Source organism: Providencia manganoxydans (genome assembly GCF_016618195.1).
Classification (GTDB): domain Bacteria; phylum Pseudomonadota; class Gammaproteobacteria; order Enterobacterales; family Enterobacteriaceae; genus Providencia; species Providencia manganoxydans.
Map to the genome: position 1 here is coordinate 1972367 of NZ_CP067099.1, position 19924 is coordinate 1992290.

General features: G+C 41.2%; 18 protein-coding genes. 14 read left to right on the forward strand and 4 right to left on the reverse strand.

The genetic code is table 11. From position 1 onward, the window contains the following. The first annotated feature begins 75 nt into the window (after positions 1-75). On the forward strand, positions 76-732 hold the full coding sequence (locus tag JI723_RS08735; RefSeq protein WP_319066538.1) for a hypothetical protein: 657 nt from the start codon (positions 76-78) through the stop codon (positions 730-732). Between the two features lie 177 nt (positions 733-909). Beyond that, entirely contained in the window at positions 910-2643 is a 1734-nt protein-coding gene (dld, locus tag JI723_RS08740; protein ID WP_070927170.1) for a D-lactate dehydrogenase, read from the forward strand. Positions 2644-2893: 250 nt separating this feature from the next. Here the strand turns inward: dld and sbcB are convergent, their stop codons facing one another. Then, on the reverse strand, positions 2894-4321 hold the full coding sequence (sbcB, locus tag JI723_RS08745; protein ID WP_272580015.1) for an exodeoxyribonuclease I: 1428 nt from the start codon (positions 4319-4321) through the stop codon (positions 2894-2896). Between the two features lie 336 nt (positions 4322-4657). Here sbcB and JI723_RS08750 point away from each other — a divergent pair, with 336 nt between their 5' ends. From JI723_RS08750 to tmaR, 3 genes are all read left to right on the forward strand, one after another. Beyond that, complete coding sequence (locus JI723_RS08750; RefSeq protein WP_070927164.1) at positions 4658-4855, forward strand: hypothetical protein; 198 nt, start codon at positions 4658-4660, stop codon at positions 4853-4855. 414 nt (positions 4856-5269) lie between these two features. Next, positions 5270-6529, forward strand: coding sequence for an MFS transporter (locus JI723_RS08755; RefSeq protein ID WP_272580016.1), 1260 nt, complete (start codon positions 5270-5272; stop codon positions 6527-6529). Positions 6530-6699: 170 nt separating this feature from the next. Further along, a complete protein-coding gene (gene tmaR / locus JI723_RS08760) occupies positions 6700-7032 on the forward strand; it encodes a PTS system regulator TmaR (protein ID WP_070927160.1) in 333 nt (110 codons plus the stop codon). 35 nt (positions 7033-7067) lie between these two features. On the opposite strand, the gene JI723_RS08765 is transcribed toward tmaR, so the two are convergent. After that, positions 7068-7697, reverse strand: coding sequence for an SDR family oxidoreductase (locus JI723_RS08765; protein ID WP_272580017.1), 630 nt, complete (start codon positions 7695-7697; stop codon positions 7068-7070). Between the two features lie 394 nt (positions 7698-8091). Next, complete coding sequence (gene rne / locus JI723_RS08770) at positions 8092-11376, reverse strand: ribonuclease E (protein ID WP_272580018.1); 3285 nt, start codon at positions 11374-11376, stop codon at positions 8092-8094. A gap of 544 nt (positions 11377-11920) precedes the next feature. Here rne and rluC point away from each other — a divergent pair. After that, a complete protein-coding gene (gene rluC / locus JI723_RS08775) occupies positions 11921-12880 on the forward strand; it encodes a 23S rRNA pseudouridine(955/2504/2580) synthase RluC (RefSeq protein WP_272580019.1) in 960 nt (319 codons plus the stop codon). A 51-nt stretch (positions 12881-12931) separates the two neighbouring features. Here rluC and JI723_RS08780 read toward each other — a convergent pair whose 3' ends face one another. After that, positions 12932-13516, reverse strand: coding sequence for a Maf family protein (locus tag JI723_RS08780; protein ID WP_070927150.1), 585 nt, complete (start codon positions 13514-13516; stop codon positions 12932-12934). 143 nt (positions 13517-13659) lie between these two features. On the opposite strand from JI723_RS08780, the gene yceD reads away from it, so the two are divergent. The 8 genes from yceD to fabF all read left to right on the forward strand — a co-directional run bounded on the left by yceD (position 13660) and on the right by fabF (position 19799). Then, positions 13660-14184, forward strand: a complete 525-nt coding sequence (yceD, locus tag JI723_RS08785) for a 23S rRNA accumulation protein YceD (protein WP_337979928.1) — start codon at positions 13660-13662, stop codon at positions 14182-14184. Between the two features lie 12 nt (positions 14185-14196). Continuing rightward, a complete protein-coding gene (gene rpmF, locus JI723_RS08790) occupies positions 14197-14367 on the forward strand; it encodes a 50S ribosomal protein L32 (protein WP_004253223.1) in 171 nt (56 codons plus the stop codon). A gap of 20 nt (positions 14368-14387) precedes the next feature. After that, positions 14388-15428, forward strand: a complete 1041-nt coding sequence (gene plsX, locus JI723_RS08795; protein WP_140186024.1) for a phosphate acyltransferase PlsX — start codon at positions 14388-14390, stop codon at positions 15426-15428. 3 nt (positions 15429-15431) lie between these two features. After that, positions 15432-16382: a beta-ketoacyl-ACP synthase III gene (locus tag JI723_RS08800; protein ID WP_140178424.1), complete on the forward strand. Its 951-nt coding sequence runs from the start codon at positions 15432-15434 to the stop codon at positions 16380-16382. Positions 16383-16400: 18 nt separating this feature from the next. Continuing rightward, positions 16401-17333 carry an ACP S-malonyltransferase gene (fabD, locus tag JI723_RS08805; protein WP_337979929.1) on the forward strand — a complete coding sequence of 311 codons (933 nt, stop codon included), beginning with the start codon at positions 16401-16403 and terminating at the stop codon, positions 17331-17333. Positions 17334-17340: 7 nt separating this feature from the next. Continuing rightward, positions 17341-18075: a 3-oxoacyl-ACP reductase FabG gene (gene fabG, locus JI723_RS08810; protein ID WP_070927142.1), complete on the forward strand. Its 735-nt coding sequence runs from the start codon at positions 17341-17343 to the stop codon at positions 18073-18075. 155 nt (positions 18076-18230) lie between these two features. Continuing rightward, entirely contained in the window at positions 18231-18476 is a 246-nt protein-coding gene (acpP, locus tag JI723_RS08815) for an acyl carrier protein (RefSeq protein ID WP_070927140.1), read from the forward strand. Positions 18477-18554: 78 nt separating this feature from the next. Next, the gene (gene fabF / locus JI723_RS08820; RefSeq protein ID WP_272580023.1) at positions 18555-19799 is read left to right on the forward strand and encodes a beta-ketoacyl-ACP synthase II; all 1245 of its coding nucleotides are present in this window, start codon (positions 18555-18557) and stop codon (positions 19797-19799) included. The last annotated feature ends 125 nt before the right edge of the window (positions 19800-19924 follow it).

A 19924-nucleotide genomic window follows, 5' to 3' on the forward strand; every position in this document is an offset into this window, starting at 1 on the left:
GGTATCACGAATCTTCTTATTGACTGGACTTACTGATATTTCATAATGTAACACCTAGATTATAAAGGAGAAAATATGAATCCTTTCTATTTTGAGCCCTCTACACAGGAACAACCATTTTATAAAATTGATATTCAGTACACACCGGCAAGTTACAAAGAGATGCTCACTGAATTTAAGCAAGAATTGATTAGCCTATATAAAAGAAAATTTAAAATTATTCGCTGGATAGTCCATATTGATTTTGTGTTGTTAGTTGCATCATTTATACGTTTCACATTTGATGATCCCTTGTTTTTTCATAAAAATATCCCTTACTACACGACGATAATACAAATAATAGGTGGTTCATTTATTATTTTGGGATTATTTGTTTTATGTTTTCGATTTGGATTGTGGCGCGCTGTATCATTGCATGGATCTTTTTTAAAACAGGGATTGATTAAAGCAGATAAAATAAACCATTATTGGTTCTATCCAGAAGGATTTGTATTTGATGAGCCAAACCAAAATATTAGCCTTTACTGGGATGCTTTACATTATGTTGCTGTCTATGAGACTTGCGTGAATTTTGCCTTTTGCCCGCCTAAGACCGAAAAGGGGCGGTATACCGCAGAATATGATGAAATTATCATTCCTTTAAAGTCGATAAATGACAAAGAATTTCTCATCAATGCGTTGAAAGAGCTAAGTAACGATTGTTTTGATTTTTCAAACCAAAGAAAAAAATAAACAAGTATGTAGATAACTATGTGTATATATCCTTAATATGGAATATTTTTGGCTATTTAAGAAGTCCTTAAGATAAATAATATAGCCTATTAATATCTTAATATTATGTGATACTGTTGTTAGCACTAGTATTATACTACCAATAATCAATATGAATTCGAGTGAAAAGGCGCGCATATGAACAATGCAAAAAATCCTGAGAACCAACGACTATTACTCACACTCAGGAATATTGTTGGCAACAAAAATATCCTTGTTGAACCCCATAAAACTGAGCGTTATCGTAAAGGTTTTCGCTCAGGTGTGGGGGATGCGATTGCGGTTGTATTCCCTACGACTCTGTTAGAGCAATGGTATGTGTTTAAAGCCTGTGTTGAAGCAGATAAAATAGTGATTATGCAGGCAGCAAATACAGGGCTAACTGAAGGGTCTACACCAAGTGGCTATGATTATGATCGCGATATTGTGATCATCAGTACATTGCGTTTAAACCAAATCCAAGTACTCCCAGAGTTTAATCAAGTGGTTGCCATGCCGGGCAGCACGCTTTATGACTTAGAAAAAATACTAAAACCACTTGGTCGTGAGCCTCATTCATTAATTGGCTCATCGTGTATTGGTGCTTCAGTAGTGGGAGGGATCTGTAATAGTTCCGGTGGTTCTTTAGTCCGTCGAGGCCCTGCATATACAGAGTTAGCTTTATATGGCCGCGTTAATGAAGACGGTACAGTCGAGCTAGTTAACCATTTAGGAATTGATTTAGGTGAAACACCGGAAGAGATATTAACGAATCTGCAAAACCGTCGTTATCGTACTGAAGATATTGAGCATAGTGAAAAATTGGCTTCTGATCATGACTATGCACAACGGGTACGTGATGTTGATGCAGATACGCCATCTCGTTTTAATGCTGATGAGCGTCGTTTATTTGAAGCATCTGGTTGTGCAGGGAAACTGGCTGTTTTTGCTGTACGTCTTGATACCTTCCCTGCAGATACCTCAACTCAGGTGTTTTATATTGGCTCGAATAACCCTGATGTACTGGAAGATATTCGTCGTCATATTTTAAGTGAGTTCAAAAATTTACCCGTTGCTGGTGAGTATATGCACCGTGGTTGTTTTGATATTGCAGAAGTGTATGGCAAAGATACCTTTTTAATGATTGATAAATTCGGCACAGATAAAATGCCGCTCTTTTTCACCATTAAAGGGCGTATTGACGCGGTGCTCAATAAAGTGCCTTTATTGCCATCAAATCTTGTTGACCGCACTATGCAATTGCTTAGTAAATTATGGCCATCGCATTTACCACCGCGTATGAAGCAATTTCGCGATAAATATGAACATCACCTAATGCTAAAAATGGCGGGCGATGGTATTGCAGAAGCACAAGTGTGGTTAAAATCATTTTTTGCTAGCGCAGATGGCGGCTATTTTGAATGTACTCCCGAAGAAGGCGCTAAAGCTTTTTTACACCGTTTTGCAGCGGCAGGCTCAGCAGTTCGCTATCATGCCGTGCATAATAAAGATGTTGAAGATGTTTTACCTTTAGATATTGCATTACGTCGTAATGACCGCGACTGGTTTGAAAAACTGCCACCTGAAATTGAAAAATTATTAGTACATAAATTATATTGTGGTCACTTTATGTGTCATGTGATGCATCAAGACTATGTATTGAAAAAGGGCGTTGATCCAAAAGAACTGAAAGAAAAAATGTTAGCGTTGTTGGATGAACGCGGTGCGCAGTATCCTGCTGAGCATAATGTGGGCCATCTTTATAAAGCGCAGCCGCAGCTTAAATCTTTTTATAAACAAGCGGATCCCACTAATACTATGAACCCTGGTTTAGGGAAAACCACCAAGAAGAAAAACTGGGAAGGGGATTGTGGGTGTAACCACGACCATTAAGGTTGTTGGCGAAGCGGGATAAAGCGGCTTTTTCCCATTTCGTGTTATCAGTTAAAATCAATGAATTGATTTTCTTAATTGATATCAAAAATCTTAGTCACTGCCGCCAAACATAATATGTTTGGCGGCAGTGTATATGCCCCATGGAAGTTGTTGGCCACGTTCTGCTATCCAAATCTTATAGTTTATCTATGTTCAGCGGTTATCTTCACTTGTTGCCAAACTGCATTTGAATTATTTGGAGTATAGATTAACTCGCTAATTCCCTTGCGTAATTCACCAAGGCTTTTAATTGTTTACAGCGCTCAGCATCATTTTGATGCTCGATCATGAGTAATTCAATGGTGTGCATATAATCGGTCAAACGGCTTTCGGTAAAGTAATCTCTACGATGTTGCAGCCAACGTTGTTGTTCATCATAGGAGAGAATTGTGGGATAGTTACGTGCCTTATAGCGGAAAAACAGTTCTTTCATTCGAGAGTCTTCAAATGTGAGATCGAGCGCAGGTAAATTCAGTGGTGATGTCTCTCTGATAATATCCATCGTTGAACGATCAGAACTACTAAAAAAGCCACTATAGATTTTTGCATCTACATCATCAGGCTCATCAAAGGGTTGTGCCTGTGCAAAAATTTCAATGACCTTGTTGCGAACATCTGGATTTTTACGCAAAATTTCTAAATTGCGCCAGCAAAGGTCACGATCAACCCCTGTACGTAGGGCATCCTCTGTTCGTAATGTTTTTTCAGGCGCTAAAATTGGGCATTTATTAATATGTACTAATTTAATCGGAACAGCTAAAGCATCACCTAATTCAGATTTAGGGGTATATAAGCGTTCGCGCAGGACTTCCACGGGTAAATCAATCAATGGCGAAATATCAGCTGAAAGATCACACATGATGATGGCATTACGGTTATCTGGGTGCCAAGCTAATGGCGCAACAAGGCTAATGTAGGAACGTAAAGCACCAAACATACCTGAAACATGGACTAAAGGGGTCATATCCACAATATCAATCAGCTGACTAACTTTATTTTTATTACGTAATTGATAAAAGTAGTCAAACATTCTTGGCTGTGCTGCTTTTAAAAGCTTCGCCATATTGATGGTGGCTAATACATCAGACATTGCGTCATGGGCATTTTCATGAGCAACTCCATTGGCTTTAGTCAGATGTTCAAGGCGCATACTCGGTAATCCATCATCATTTTCAGGCCATTGGATCCCTTCAGGGCGTAACGCAAAACAGGCTCGTAATGCGTCTAATAAATCCCAACGTGAATTACCTTGCTGCCAGCTATAGGCATAGGGATCGTAAAAATTACGATAGAAAATATTACGCGTAACCTCATCATCAAAACGAATATTATTATAGCCCATGATACAGGTATTTGGCTGAGAAAAGGCTTGATGAATGCGTTTAGCAAACTCTGCTTCATTGACCCCTTGAGCTAAAGCAAGTTGCGGAGTGATGCCGGTGATCATTACAGCTTCAGGTTGGGGAAGATAATCATCGCTAGGTGAACAATAGAAAACCTCTGGCTCATCGATGATATTAAAATCTAAGTCTGTGCGTACTCCAGCGAATTGTGCAGGGCGATCTAGCGCTGGATGCTTACCAAAGGTTTCATAGTCATGGATAAAGAATGAGGGCTGTTTTTTAGTCTCTTGCAACGCGCTTCTCCATTTGGCCTGAGCAGGGTTTCCGTGATGAGGATATTGTGAATTATTTAAATCTATTTATAGCAAACATAAAACACCGACCTTCTATTATACCTGATATGGGGGAAAACCTGAACGAATGGTATTTAAAAGTAAACTGTTGTTTAACTAAATTCAGTTATCTATCTTTAAAATTTAAATATCAATAAGCCATTTATTATCAATATGTTAAATTGGTTTTTTCTGGTGATGTTAATCAAAAAATAGCGTAAAACAGCGTAAAAATAAGCGTAAACACTGTATTTTTAGTCTACTATTTAATACATCACTACAAAAAAGGATGCGTTTATGAATACTTATGATGAAAGAACACGTTTGATTTTGTCTGAGATTGGTAGGGTAACAGTAGGGTTACTTGCCAGTAGCGAAGTGAATAAACAAAAAATAGTAACTAGGCTACAAGCGGAAGCAAAAGAAGAATCCAATCCTGCACGAAAAAGCATTTTAGATGATGCAATTACCTTTCTTAACAGTAAAATTCAATAGCTGAATATTGATATCGCCAGCCCTCGTTTGAGGGCTAGAGTTTCATGCAATTTTATCTTCTTGTCCGAGTTATGGTTAATTCATTGTCCCTTGCGATACTTCAAATTACCGCATTTCTCGTTAAGCGATGATAAGTTCGTTCATATGCGACAGTTACATAGTTTTCTATGTTCCTAACCACCCATTGATTTCTTGTTTAACTGCACTTCAAATTATTTAGAGTCTATAATTTTGAATATTATTAAGTTAACTGTGGATTTTTTATGCCAATACTTTAAGTGATATTGCTCACAAAACACGATTGTTAACGTTAACAATCGTGCGTAACATCACAATATTAACGTGAATTCCTAGTTTAGCACCAATGTTAACCTTAACATTTTCTCAGTCAGGGAAATGAATGGGCAAATGATAATGAACATCGAATCAAGAAAATACTATGCCTCATTGAGCGCATTACTGTTTTTTTTCTTTTTTACATGGTCATCAACGTTTTCAGTTGTGGCTATTTGGCTTCGAAAATATGTTGGTTTAGAAGGCACAGATACAGGGGTTATATTCTCATGTATTTCAATTATCGCGCTATGTGCGCAACCACTGTACGGATTTTTACAAGATAAATTAGGGCTGCGTAAAAATTTACTGTTGTTTATCGCAGTCTTATTAATATCATCAGGGCCATTTTTTATGTTGTTTGGCCCATTATTACAATGGAATGTCGTAATTGGCAGTTTAGCTGGTGGTTTATTCATTGGGATGACTTTTCATGCAGGGATTGGTGTTCTTGAGTCTTATACTGAACGGGTAAGCCGTCTGCGTGATTTTGAATACGGTAAAGCAAGGATGTGGGGCTCTCTAGGTTGGGCTATCGCCACTTTCTTTGCTGGGCGTAATATTAATGTTGATCCGAACTATAATTTTATTATGGCAACTGTTTCAGGTGTCATTTTCTTAGTGATTTTATTACGGTTAAAAACAGATAAAACGAATGCATTTAACAGCCTAGAACATGGAAAGCCCTCTGGGATCACTATTGGTGATGCATTACAACTGTTTGCCTTACCTCGTTTCTGGGCGCTGATTTTGTTTGTATTAGGTACCTGTATTTATAGTGTGTATGATCAGCAGTTTATGGTCTATTTTGCGCATCAATTCCAAGATGAAAAAATGGGCAATGAAATGTATGGCTACTTAAATTCATTACAAGTTTTTCTAGAAGCTGGTGGGATGTTCCTCGCACCCTATATCGTTAACCGCATTGGCGCTAAAAATGGCTTGTTGTTTGCCAGTAGTGTGATGGCAATTAGGATCATAGGCTCTGCCTTAGTCGAAGGCCCGATCATGATCTCAGCCATGAAGTTATTACATGCAGTAGAGCTGCCTATACTGTTAATTGCTATTTTTAAGTATAACAGCCGTCATTTTGATAAGCGGTTATCATCAACACTGTATTTAGTAGGTTTCAGTTGCATTACTTCGATTGTGGCCAGTATTTTATCGCCATTAGCGGGGTGGGGATACGATAAGATAGGTTTTGCTGATACTTATTTGATTATGGGATGTTTTGTTGTGATTACGACGATTCTATCGGCATTTTGTTTACGTGGCGATAAAATGGATCCGGTTGAGCACAATACGTCTTTGGCAGAAATTAAAGGAAAAACGGCGACTTAAAAGAGATAACTGAAACAATTCAGCCTATACTGTATGTATATTAAGCAAAAAGTACCTTTTCACTGTTTTTAAATCAATGAATAGGTGAAATAGGGTTGTAACAATCTACTGATAGAAGGTATTGTGTAGGTAGAGATGCGTTTTGTTTTTCTAATAGAGGGTTTTTAAACATGGACAACGCTAACAAGCAATCTTTCCAAAATGTCCTGGAATTTGTGCGTATGTATCGTCGTAAAAATAAAATTCGCCGTGAAATTACCGATAACGAAAAGAAAATTCGTGATAACCAAAAACGTGTTTTATTGCTTGATAACCTGAGTGATTATATTAAGCCAGGCATGACGATTGAAGAAATTCAAGCAATTATTGCCAACATGCGCAGTGACTATGATGATCGTGTTGATGATTACATCATTAAAAATGCGGAACTGTCGAAAGAGCGCCGTGAGATCTCTAATAAATTAAAAGAGATGGGTGATTTAAGTAAGAAAGACGTTAAATAAATAAAATTGAGCCGAGTTATCCTCGGCTCTCAATTTCACTTGCTCCAACCTGGTTTCAAATCAGGATCAACAACGGCAAATATTTGTCGGTAACTACTTTTATCTTCAACTAATTTAGCGAGAACGACCGCAACATCTTCCCGACTTATTACACCATGAGCCTCATTCGACAATAATTTTGCATTATGTGTCGCGGGTACACTCATCAAGCCGCCGGGTCTGATAATGGTGTAATTTATCTCACTGCTCTGGAGATAGTTTTCAGCCATCGATTTTTGTCTTACCGACGGACCAAATAATGATTTTGCCCTAGGTGATAGGGTTGACCAGCTATCACCACAACCAATTGATGTAACGAATAATAATCGAGTTATCTGATGCTGCTCGGCTTTACGAATAATATTATAATTGCCGTAAAAGTCAGCTTGAGCGCCACCAATTGTGGTAAATACCACGGTTTCTGGGGTAGTTTGAGCGAAAATACGTTCGAGTGAATTGAAATCAGTGGCATCGCCAATGATGGTTTGAATACCTTCAGCGGCTAGCCGTTCCGCATCTTCTGCTCGACGAACGAATGCTGTGACTTGTTTCCCTTGTTTTACACCCATTTTGGCTAAAATATAGCCTATTCCTTTGGTTGCGCCGAAAATCACCCAATGAGTCATTTTTTGTTCCTTTTTAGTTACCTTGTATCGTTCATAAGAGAGTAGTTTAATGATAAACAACGATAAAACTGCTTCTTTTGAGCTATTATTGTAGTCGAATTAGTGTTGAATTGATTAAAGTTCATTCTACGAAAGAATTAATGGCATTTTTGCCTTTATGTTTAATGCAAATTCATCCGTAATTGTGTTTTTTTACATCTATTACTGATGTTTATTTTAGCCTAAACCGTGATAGCTATTTAGGTGTTGTACGACACGGATTTAATAAGAGGCGAAAGTATTAGCAATATACTTAGGTGTGTTAGAACCACTTTTTTTGTTTTTTGAAATAAAAAACCCCTCGAATTATTGAGGGGTTTTGTAGAAAAAACGGACTTAACTGACCAGTAATCGATTATTCGTTACTTGTTGGTTTTGCCATTTCGGATGTCGCGCAGTTTGTTGCAACATGTCCTCCGGCGCCTTTACTAACAAAAGTTGAAGCTTCACGTTGATAAACCTTCATTTCAAACGTTGACGCAACCACTTCTGGAGCTGGTGCTTTGGTCATTGGTGAGTAAGCATGGCGTACTGCTTTGCTTGCCACGATAACCGCGGATTTTGCTGTCCGTGCTGTCTCTATTTCAACAGCTGACTCTTGGATGGTTTCGCTTTGCACTTGTTCAAGTGGTTTTGTTTCTACTGGAACATCTTCAGCCTGAACGGTTTCCACGGGAACCTCTTCAACAGATTGTTCTACTTTAGGTTGTTCAACCACAGCCTCTTCGATAACAGGTTCTACTGTTATAGGTAACACTTCAACCGGTGGTTCTGGTTGACGACTTTCTTGTGTTTCCTGAATGACTTGTTCTGAATGTTCCGTAACAACAGGCTCTGCTTGTGGGGCAAATACAGGTTCTAAATGAACAGATTGTTGCTCTGTTTTTTCAGTAACGATATCGACTTCAGCTTCTTTTGGCTCCATTGATACAGCTTCGTGAACAGGCGTAATAGGCTGAGTCGTGACGTCATCAGTCGTGACCGCTGATTCAGTGTTGAATACAGCTTGTTGCTCAAGCATTTCTTCATTAGTAATAATGGCAACCGCATCTTGTTGTGGTTGAACAATTGGGTAGCTAATACACACTTTACCTGATGCCAGTTCAGGAGATGCAACAGCAGCAAATAGTGGCATTGGTGATTTAGTTAAATGACGCTCATCACGATAACGACGGCGACGTTGACCACTCACACGAAGGTGACGAGGTGAACGGCGTGAACGACGAGGAATGATAGTGTCTTGTTTTTCTTCATCATCTGTTTGAGTTTCTGGTAATTCATCATTACTTGGCTCAACAACACGACTAGATTGCATTTCAACAGAGGTCGTTGGTGCTGGTAATGCTGCAATCGGTTTAGCATTATTTTCAGCGACCACGTCTACAGTTTCTGTGGTTTCACTTTGCGCTATCACATCAACGTTATCGTTATCAGTAATACGAACTTTTTGCGTTAACTGACGACGTTGGCGACGTGGTGTAACAGGACGCGGCTGAGCCTCTTCTTTCTCTGTGGTTGATGAGTCAACGTCTTGGCTTACATCTTGTTGAGTTTTAGCGGCTTGTTGCTGACGCTTCTCATCTTGACGGCGGCGACGTTCAGCGCGTTGGTCACGACGCTGTTGCTGTTGCGCATCACGATTATTACTATCGGTTGCTTGATCGTTTTGTTGGTTAGCATTCTTATTATTGTTATTGCGTCCCTTACGATTGTTGTTATCGTCACTTTGTGCATTACGATTAGAACGATTGTCGCGATTATCACGATTTTCATTATTATCATCGCGGTCACGACGGTTATTACGGCGGTTATTGTTGTTGCGACGATCGTTGTTACGACGTCTGTCGTTGTTCTGACGATTTTTTTCGACAGGTTTCTCAACAACTTTCTCTTCTTCACCAAATAGTTTCTTGAAGAATGCCGCAATTTTACTGAATAAACTCACCTCAGAATCTGCCTTAGCAGGTTGTTTTGGTGTTTGAGGGCGAGGTTTATTTTCTTTTTGTTTAGCCGCAACAGGTTGCTCTACGGGTTCCTGCAAAGCAAATGCAGAAATTGCAGGTTGCTCAGGCATTTTTCGCTCAGTGGTTGTTTCATCGGTACCATTCAGTGTTTCCGTTTCATGGTACTGCGCTAAGTTGTAGCTTAGTGTATTAATCTCTTCGCCTTTACGAATACGGATCACGTGGAAATGTGGTGTTTGCATCTGGTCATTAGGTACGATGACAACACGCACATTACGTTGACGTGTTTCAATTTCACTGACAGCGTTACGTTTTTCGTTAAGCAAATAGGAGGCAATCTGTACCGGAACGATTGCATGCACTTCATGGGTGTTTTCTTTCAATGCTTCTTCTTCAATCAGGCGAAGGACAGAAAGAGACAGTGACTCATTATCACGAATGGTGCCGGTACCTGAACAGCGTGGGCAAACATGGTGGCTAGATTCACCTAAAGATGGACTCAAACGTTGGCGAGACATTTCGAGTAAGCCAAAACGAGAAATGCGCGCGATTTGGATGCGTGCTCTGTCTTGGCGAACGGCTTCACGTAAACGATTTTCCACTTCACGTTGATGCCTTACAGGCGTCATATCAATAAAGTCGATAACAATTAAGCCACCGAGGTCACGTAAACGCAATTGGCGAGCAATTTCGTCGGCCGCTTCCAAGTTAGTATTGAATGCAGTTTCTTCAATATCGCCACCACGGGTTGAACGTGAGGAGTTGATATCGATAGCTGTCAATGCCTCTGTGGTATCAATAACTAATGCACCACCTGAAGGAAGGCGAACCTCACGTTGAAACGCAGATTCAATCTGTGATTCGATTTGGTAATGGCTAAATAATGGCACATCACCACTGTAATGTTTGATCTTACTTGCAAAATCACCACGGCCAATTGCTTCAATGTGGTTGCGTGCCATTTCGACTACTTTCGGATTATCGATAAGAATTTCACCGATATCAGGGCGCAGATAGTCTCGGAATGCACGTACAATCACGTTACTTTCTTGGTGGATCAAGAAAGGTGCAGGGCGGTTTTCTGCGGCTTTTTTGATGGCTTCCCAATGACGTAAGCGATAGAGTAAATCTTGCTGTAAAGACTCAGCAGATTTACCGACCCCCGCAGTACGGACAATAAGGCCCATGCCATCAGGAATTTCTAGAGAAGAGAGCGCTTCTTTCAACTCAGTACGATCTTCACCTTCAATACGACGAGAAATGCCACCTGCGCGTGGATTATTTGGCATTAATACCAAATAGCTACCGGCTAGGCTGATAAAGGTGGTTAATGCTGCACCTTTATTACCGCGCTCTTCTTTATCAACTTGGACAATAACTTCTTGGCCTTCTTTCAACACATCTTTGATGTTAGGACGACCTTGAGAGTGGTAGTTGCTTGGGAAATATTCGCGAGCGATTTCTTTGATGGGAAGGAAACCGTGCCTTTCAGCACCATAATCAACAAAAGCGGCTTCAAGACTAGGTTCGATACGAGTGATTTTACCTTTGTAAATATTTGCCTTTTTTTGTTCATGACCCGGGCTTTCGATATCCAGATCATAGAGACGTTGCCCATCAACAAGGGCAACACGCAACTCTTCCTGTTGAGTTGCGTTTATTAGCATTCTTTTCATATTGTTACTTACTCGTTATTTTTTACTTTCAATAAAGAGCAGCGAAAAAAGGAGCTATTGTAAACCGATGGCCTCGTGATTTTTACAAAACCGCCTGCCTCACGGCAGTCGTTCGTATAGAGACGCGCAGTATTCGGTGAACCTGATTTTTAGATTAAAAATTCAGCGTTCTTAATCAGGAAGCCGTCATCATTTAAATTAACGGAAGTTCCTAACCCAATAAGCTAATATTCGTTGCTCGCTAAATATTTGATTTTGCTAGACGTCTTACGCCATTGCAGCGTCTTTACTCAATCAAATAGTAAACTTATATCTTATGCCAATTATCGTTTTATCAAACATGATGGCAATTGTGTATTATTCCACTGCTGACGACATTATAGCAAGTCGATAGATCAGTTATATGAAAATTTTATTTAGAAATATGACTAACCAGCTATTCTTTAACCAAATAAAAAAAATGATAAAAAAATTTTTGGAGTCGGTATGATATATTCTGCAAATGAGGTCGTAATTTAATCAATTAGAGTTAACACATTTTTGAATGAATACACAAAATCAAGTTCAGTTTATTGATATTAGCGATGATGAGGCCGGACAACGCATCGATAATTTCTTGCTCGCAAAATTAAAAGGTGTGCCTAAAAGCATGATTTATCGCATTATCCGTAAAGGAGAAGTGAGGGTAAACAAAGGGCGCATCAAACCTGAATACAAACTTGCCGAAGGCGATCAAGTCCGAGTCCCACCGGTTAGAGTGGCCGAGCGTGAAGAGGCGCCAGTTTCTGCGAAACTCGATAAAGTTGCCGCACTGGCCAATTGCATCTTATATGAAGATGACGCGATCCTCGTGATTAATAAGCCGTCAGGTACAGCGGTACACGGTGGTAGTGGGCTCAGCTTTGGCGTCATTGAAGGGTTACGTGCATTACGGCCTGAGGCACGTTTCTTAGAACTGGTACATCGCCTTGACCGCGATACATCCGGTATTTTGCTGGTAGCCAAAAAACGTTCGGCTTTGCGGGCACTGCATGAACAATTACGTTTAAAACAAATGCAGAAAGATTATTTGGCGCTTGTGCGTGGAAATTGGCAGTCCCATACTAAAGTGGTTCAAGCACCTTTGCTCAAAAATATTTTACAAAGCGGTGAACGAGTCGTTCGCGTTAGCCCAGAAGGTAAGCCATCAGAAACGCGTTTTAAAGTAGAGGAGCGCTTTGAAAATGCGACTTTGGTGAAAGCGAGCCCAGTTACAGGCCGTACCCACCAAATTCGTGTTCATACCTTACACGCAGGACACCCGATTGCCTTTGATAACCGTTATGGTGATAAACAATTTGATAGCCAATTATCGGGTACAGGGTTAAAAAGATTATTTTTACATGCGAGCTCATTAAAATTTACCCATCCTAAGAGTGGGGAAGAGATGCGTATTCAAGCACCACTTGATAATGAGTTAAACCAATGTTTAAAAGTGCTTCGCGCTCGTAAAAATCATCAATAAAATTATCACCGGTAGTATAACTACCGGTTATCTATTTTAATTATTTAATGCTTAGTCATTTAATGGGCTATATCCATGGTGACGTAGCATTTCAAGTAATAGAATTAATGGCAGGCCGATCAGGGTATTTGGATCGCGCCCCTCGAGTCTATCGAATAAAACAATCCCCAATCCTTCGGACTTGAAACTGCCTGCGCACTGATAAGGCTCTTCTTTGCGTAAATAAGACTCAATTTCCTTATCACTTAGTGAACGAAAATAAACATTGAATAATTCACATTGTACCTGATAACTCCCCGTACTTGAGTCAAGTAAACATAAGCCAGTATAAAAAGTGACCTTATGGCCAGACGCTTTTTTTAGCTGTTGAAAGGCCTTGTCATAATTAAGTGGTTTACCCATGATTTGCCCATCGATCACACAAACTTGATCGGAGCCGATAATCAAGTGTTGTTGGTATTGTTTACTGATAGCATGGGCTTTTGCATGCGCTAAACGTGTCACTAAAGCTTCTGCGGATTCATTTAGCACTGCGCTTTCGTCGACATTAGGGGCAACCGCTAAAAAAGGTAATCCAAGCTTTTTTAACAACTGCTGCCGATAAGGTGAAGTTGATGCCAAAATAATCGATTTCATAATTTTTCTCGAAACTCATAGCCAAACGGATGAACTCATTTTAAACTATCTGGCGCTTAACAGGCGATTTTTTGGTGAAAAGGCGAGTTTTGCCCGCCTTTTTCTTTGACTATAGTTCATTACAAAGTTAATATGCGCGCCTTATGCAAAAGGTAAAATTACCCCTGACTATCGATGCGCAGCGTGCAGCTCAGAAAAACCTCGACTATGTCGGGAGTTATAAACCTGAGCAAGTTACACGTATTGCTGAATCAGTAGTCAGTGTAGACAGTGATGTTGAGAGCGAATTATCATTTAAAATTGATAATCAGCGTCTGACGGTCATAGAGGGGCATTCTGATGTGGATGTCACCCTACAATGCCAGCGTTGCAGAAAAGATTTCAAGCATCATGTTTACGTATCGTATTGTTTTAGTCCTGTCGTCAGTGACGAAAAGGCCGAAGCATTACCGGAAGGCTATGAACCAATTCAAATTGATGAGTTTGGTGAAATAGATTTGCTGGGAATGATAGAAGATGAAATAATTCTATCATTCCCAGTGGTTCCGGTTCATGATTCTGAACACTGTGAAGTGTCCGAAGCGGACATGGTTTTTGGCGAACTACCTCCTGAGGCAGAAAAACCAAACCCATTTGCCGTATTAGCCAGTTTAAAGAAAAGTACTTAAGGAGTAAGGTCAATGGCCGTACAACAGAATAAACCAACTCGTTCAAAACGCGGTATGCGTCGTTCACATGATGCACTGACTGCTACCCTAGTTTCTGTAGACAAAACTTCAGGTGAAACCCACCTGCGTCACCATGTGACAGCAGATGGTTACTACCGTGGCCGTAAGGTTATCAACAAGTAATTCATTTACAAGTTGAGACTTTGGCTAATCTAACCATTGCGTTAGATGCTATGGGCGGGGATGTTGGTCCCCGCGTCACAGTGCCTGCTGCATTGCAGGCTCTGGCATCTAATCCAGCACTCAAATTACTGCTAGTCGGTCAACCTGACGCCATTCAACCTCTGCTTGCACAACAAAGTGCTGAGCTGACTTCGCGTGTCGAAATAATTCCAGCACAAAGTGTGATAGCAAACGATGCCAAACCATCAGCTGCTATACGCCAGAGCAAAGGAACTTCGATGAGAACGGCGCTAGAATTGGTCAAGACTGGGCAGGCACAAGCGTGCGTAAGTGCTGGCAATACAGGTGCATTGATGGGCTTAGCTAAATTGATGCTAAAATCCATCGAAGGTATTGAACGACCTGCGTTGATGACTATTTTGCCCAATCAGCAAAAAGGTCAGACTGTTGTACTTGATTTAGGTGCAAATGTTATTTGCAGTAGTGAGATGCTAGTGCAATTTGCCGTGATGGGCTCAGTGGTTGCTGAGGAAGTCGCCAAAATTGCCTCACCAAGAGTTGCTTTGCTCAATATTGGTGAAGAAGAAAGTAAGGGTTTAGATAATATCCGCGAAGCCGCCGCAATCCTCAAAGAAACTGCGGCAATTAATTATATCGGTTATGTCGAAGGTAATGAATTACTGACAGGCAAAACAGATGTTTTTGTGTGTGACGGCTTCTCAGGTAATGTCACGCTAAAAACAATGGAAGGGGTGATCCGAGTCATTCTCTCCTTGTTGAAATCATCAGAAGAAAAACAAACAAAGCCTAGTTGGTTGATGAAACTGGCTAAAAAATGGCTAAAAAAACGTTTAATGAAGCGTTTTGGGGAGCTGAACCCCGACCAGTATAATGGTGCAACTCTGTTAGGATTAAACGGTATTGTTATTAAAAGTCATGGTGCTGCAAATGAAGGCGCATTTAAAGCGGCCATCGAACGTGCAGTCCAAGCGGTTGATAGACAAGTCCCTGACAGAATAGCGGCTCGGTTGAATATCGTATTACCCAGGAGTGATCAATAACCTATGTATAGCAAAATATTAGGCACAGGCAGCTATTTACCAACACAAATTAGAACGAATGCTGATCTGGAAAAAATGGTTGATACTTCTGATGAGTGGATTGTAACTCGCACAGGTATTCATGAAAGACGTATTGCCGGTGAAGATGAAAGTGTTGCAACAATGGGATTCCATGCGGCGCAAAAAGCGCTAGAAATGGCTCAAGTGGATAGCAGCGAAATCGGTTTAATTGTTGTTGCAACAACCTCTTCAACACATGCATTTCCAAGCGCTGCATGTCAAATTCAACAAATGTTGGGTATTAATGACTGTGCGGCCTTTGATGTTGCCGCAGCATGTGCAGGTTTTACTTATGCAATTAGCATCGTCGATCAGTTTGTTAAAACGGGGATGGTGAAAAAAGCATTAGTGATTGGCGCAGATGCACTGTCTAAAACCTTAGACCCTGCTGATCGTGGTACGATTATACTGTTTGGCGATGCGGCAGGCGCGATGGTGATAGGCGCTTCGGAAGAACCGGGGATTTTATCAACCCATTTGCATGCTGATGGCCGTTATGGTGAGTTGTTAGCATTGCCAAACCGTGAGCGTGGCTCTGAAGAGCAAGCTTACTTAACTATGACAGGTAATGAAGTATTTAAGGTTGCGGTGCGTGAATTAGCTCACATTGTTGATGAAACATTAGCCGCAAGCGGTATTGCGAAAGAGGATCTTGATTGGTTAGTTCCTCATCAAGCAAACTTAAGAATTATTTCCGCAACGGCGAAAAAGCTTGATATGACCATGGATAAAGTGGTTGTGACGTTAGATAGACATGGTAATACCTCAGCGGCTTCTGTGCCGACAGCATTTGATGAAGCAGTGCGTGATGGGCGTATCCAACGTGGGCAACTCGTGCTTCTTGAAGCATTTGGTGGTGGTTTTACGTGGGGCTCTGCACTCGTTCGTTTTTAATTTACTGAGAAAATAGACATGACACAATTTGCTATGGTTTTTCCCGGTCAGGGGTCTCAGTCTCTTGGTATGTTGTCTGCGCTAGCGGCTGAAAATGCGCTCGTAGAACAAACATTCGCTGAGGCATCTGAAGCATTAGGTTATGATCTCTGGGCACTGGTGCAAAATGGGCCAGAAGAAGAGTTAAACAAGACGTGGCAAACCCAGCCTGCATTATTAGCTGCATCTGTTGCCATTTTTCGTGTGTGGAAAGCGAAAAATGGCCCAATGCCAACGATGATGGCAGGACATAGTCTTGGTGAGTATTCTGCGCTAGTGTGCGCTGGTGTGATAGAATTTAAAGACGCGATTAAATTAGTTGAGTTACGCGGTAAGTTGATGCAAGAAGCGGTACCTGAAGGTACGGGGGCAATGTATGCAATTATCGGTTTAGATAACGAAGCAATTGAAAAAGCGTGTCAGGAAGCAGCGCAAGGGCAGGTTGTTTCACCGGTTAACTTTAATTCCCCCGGTCAGGTGGTGATTGCGGGTGAAAAAGCGGCGGTTGAGCGTGCGGGTGCTGCTTGTAAAGAAGCGGGCGCTAAACGTGCATTGCCACTATCAGTTAGTGTGCCTTCACATTGTGCATTAATGAAGCCTGCTGCTGAAAAATTAGCCGTTGCATTACAAGAAATCACGTTTAATGCACCAATTTTCCCCGTTATTAACAACGTAGATGTGAAAATTGAGCAATCAGCAGAAAATATTCGTGATGCTTTGGTCCGTCAATTGTATAATCCAGTTCGTTGGACTGAAACGGTAGAATTGATGGCAGATCAAGGTGTTGAACATCTTGTTGAAGTAGGTCCAGGAAAAGTACTTACTGGTCTTACCAAGCGTATTGTCTCTAATTTAACTGCCGTTGCAGCCAATGATCCTGTATCATTAGCGACTGCGTTAGAAAACCTCTGAGGACGATATGAGCTTTGAAGGAAAAATTGCACTGGTAACTGGTGCTAGCCGTGGTATCGGTAAAGCGATTGCTTTAACACTGGCTGAGCGTGGCGCTACCGTTATTGGTACCGCAACGAGCGAAAGTGGTGCAGAAGCGATTTCTGCTTATTTGGACGGAAAAGGCAAAGGTTTTTCTCTGAATGTGACAGACCCTGCATCAATTGATGAAACCTTGAATAATATTCGTCAACAGTTTGGCGAAATTGATATACTGGTTAACAATGCAGGTATCACTCGTGATAACCTTTTGATGCGCATGAAAGAAGATGAGTGGCAAGATATTATTGACACTAACCTTTCATCCGTTTACCGTTTATCTAAATCCGTATTACGCGCCATGATGAAAAAACGTTGTGGACGTATTATTTCTATCGCATCTGTTGTGGGTGTGATGGGAAATGCGGGACAAGCGAACTATGCAGCAGCAAAAGCTGGGTTGATTGGTTTTAGTAAATCATTAGCTCGCGAAGTCGCTTCCCGTGGTATCACCGTCAATGTCGTTGCGCCTGGTTTTATTGAAACTGATATGACCAAAGCATTGACAGATGAACAGCGTGCAGGCATTTTATCTCAAGTTCCTGCTGATAGGCTGGGTGATGCGCAAGAAATTGCCAGTGCTGTAGCATTCTTGGCTTCTAATGAAGCTGGTTACATCACGGGTGAAACATTACATGTCAATGGCGGCATGTACATGATCTAAAGAAATGATGGAACCATTTGCATTATTAGTGTTAATTAGCGCAAAATAATGCAAAATTAAGGTTTCAACAGCCGGGATTGGGTTGTATCTTTTCCTGTATTTTATAAACTACGAAAACCATCGCGAAAGCGAGTTTTGATAGGAATTTTAATAGTATGAGCACTATCGAAGAACGCGTTAAGAAAATCATCGTTGAGCAACTAGGTGTTAAAGAGGAAGAAGTTGTAACAGCAGCTTCATTTGTTGATGACTTGGGCGCTGATTCTCTTGACACAGTTGAGCTAGTAATGGCTCTGGAAGAAGAGTTCGATATCGAAATCCCTGACGAAGAAGCTGAAAAGATCACTACAGTGCAGGCTGCGATTGACTACGTCGAGAATGCGTCAGACGCATCAAAATAATAGCTTTAAAACTTATCTAGGCGGTCACTCGACCGCCTATGTTCCTTTTGTAATTATTTCCCTCCTTGGAGGATTTACGTGTCTAAGCGTCGTGTAGTCGTAACCGGACTGGGCATGTTATCTCCTGTCGGCAACACAGTTGAATCATCATGGAAAGCTGTTTGTGACGGACAGAGTGGTATCAGCCTCATCGAACATTTTGATACTACCAACCACGCAACTAAATTTGCGGGTGTAGTCAAAGATTTCAATTACGAAGATTATGGCATCTCCCGTAAAGAAGCACGGAAGATGGATCCATTCATCCAGTATGGTATTGCTGCTGGCTCTCAAGCCATCAAAGATTCTGGATTGGAAGTAACAGAAGCCAATGCTACCCGTATCGGTTTAGCGATTGGTTCTGGTATTGGTGGCCTAGGCTTGATCCAAGAGAACTGTGAGGCATTGCAAGCTGGCGGTCCTCGTAAAGTGAGCCCATTCTTCGTTCCTTCGACGATCATTAACATGGTTGCAGGTCATCTGAGCATTATGTACGGCTTTCGTGGCCCAAGTATTTCTATTGCCACAGCCTGTACTTCAGGTGTACACAATATTGGTCATGCAGCGCGCATGATCGCATATGGCGACGCTGATGTTATGCTAGCGGGCGGCGCCGAAAAAGCAACGACGCCACTCGGCGTTGCTGGGTTTGGCGCAGCACGTGCACTTTCAACGCGTAATGATGATCCACAAGCGGCTAGTCGCCCATGGGATAAAGACCGTGATGGTTTTGTTCTTGGTGACGGTGCAGGTATTATTGTTCTTGAAGAATATGAACATGCAAAAGCGCGCGGTGCGAAAATTTACGCTGAAATTGCTGGCTTTGGGATGAGCAGTGATGCTTACCATATGACATCACCACCTGAAAATGGTGAGGGTGCGGCATTGGCAATGGAAAATGCATTACATGATGCAGGTATTGATGCAACCGCTGTGGGTTATATTAATGCTCATGGTACATCAACACCGGCTGGCGATCTCGCTGAAGCACAAGCTGTTATCTCAGTGTTTGGTGAAGACTCTAATGTGTTAGTTAGCTCGACAAAATCAATGACAGGTCACCTTTTAGGTGCCGCAGGTGCTATCGAGTCTATCTTTACAATTTTATCTCTGACAGATCAAATTGTTCCACCAACGATTAATCTTGATAACCCTGATGAAGCTTGCAAGCTGGATTTTGTTCCTGGCGAAGCAAGAAAAGTGGAGAACATGGAGTATGCTCTGTGTAACTCATTTGGTTTTGGCGGTACAAACGGTTCCTTGATTTTCCGTCGCTATCAGTAAACTTAATCGAAGTGAATATTATCGCGTTAAATTATTAACACGGTAAAAGCTTAAAGGCCTCAGTTTTGAATAAACTGGGGCCTTTTCTTCTTAGGCGCCTTTTGCAGTCATCTTCACTTTAGTTT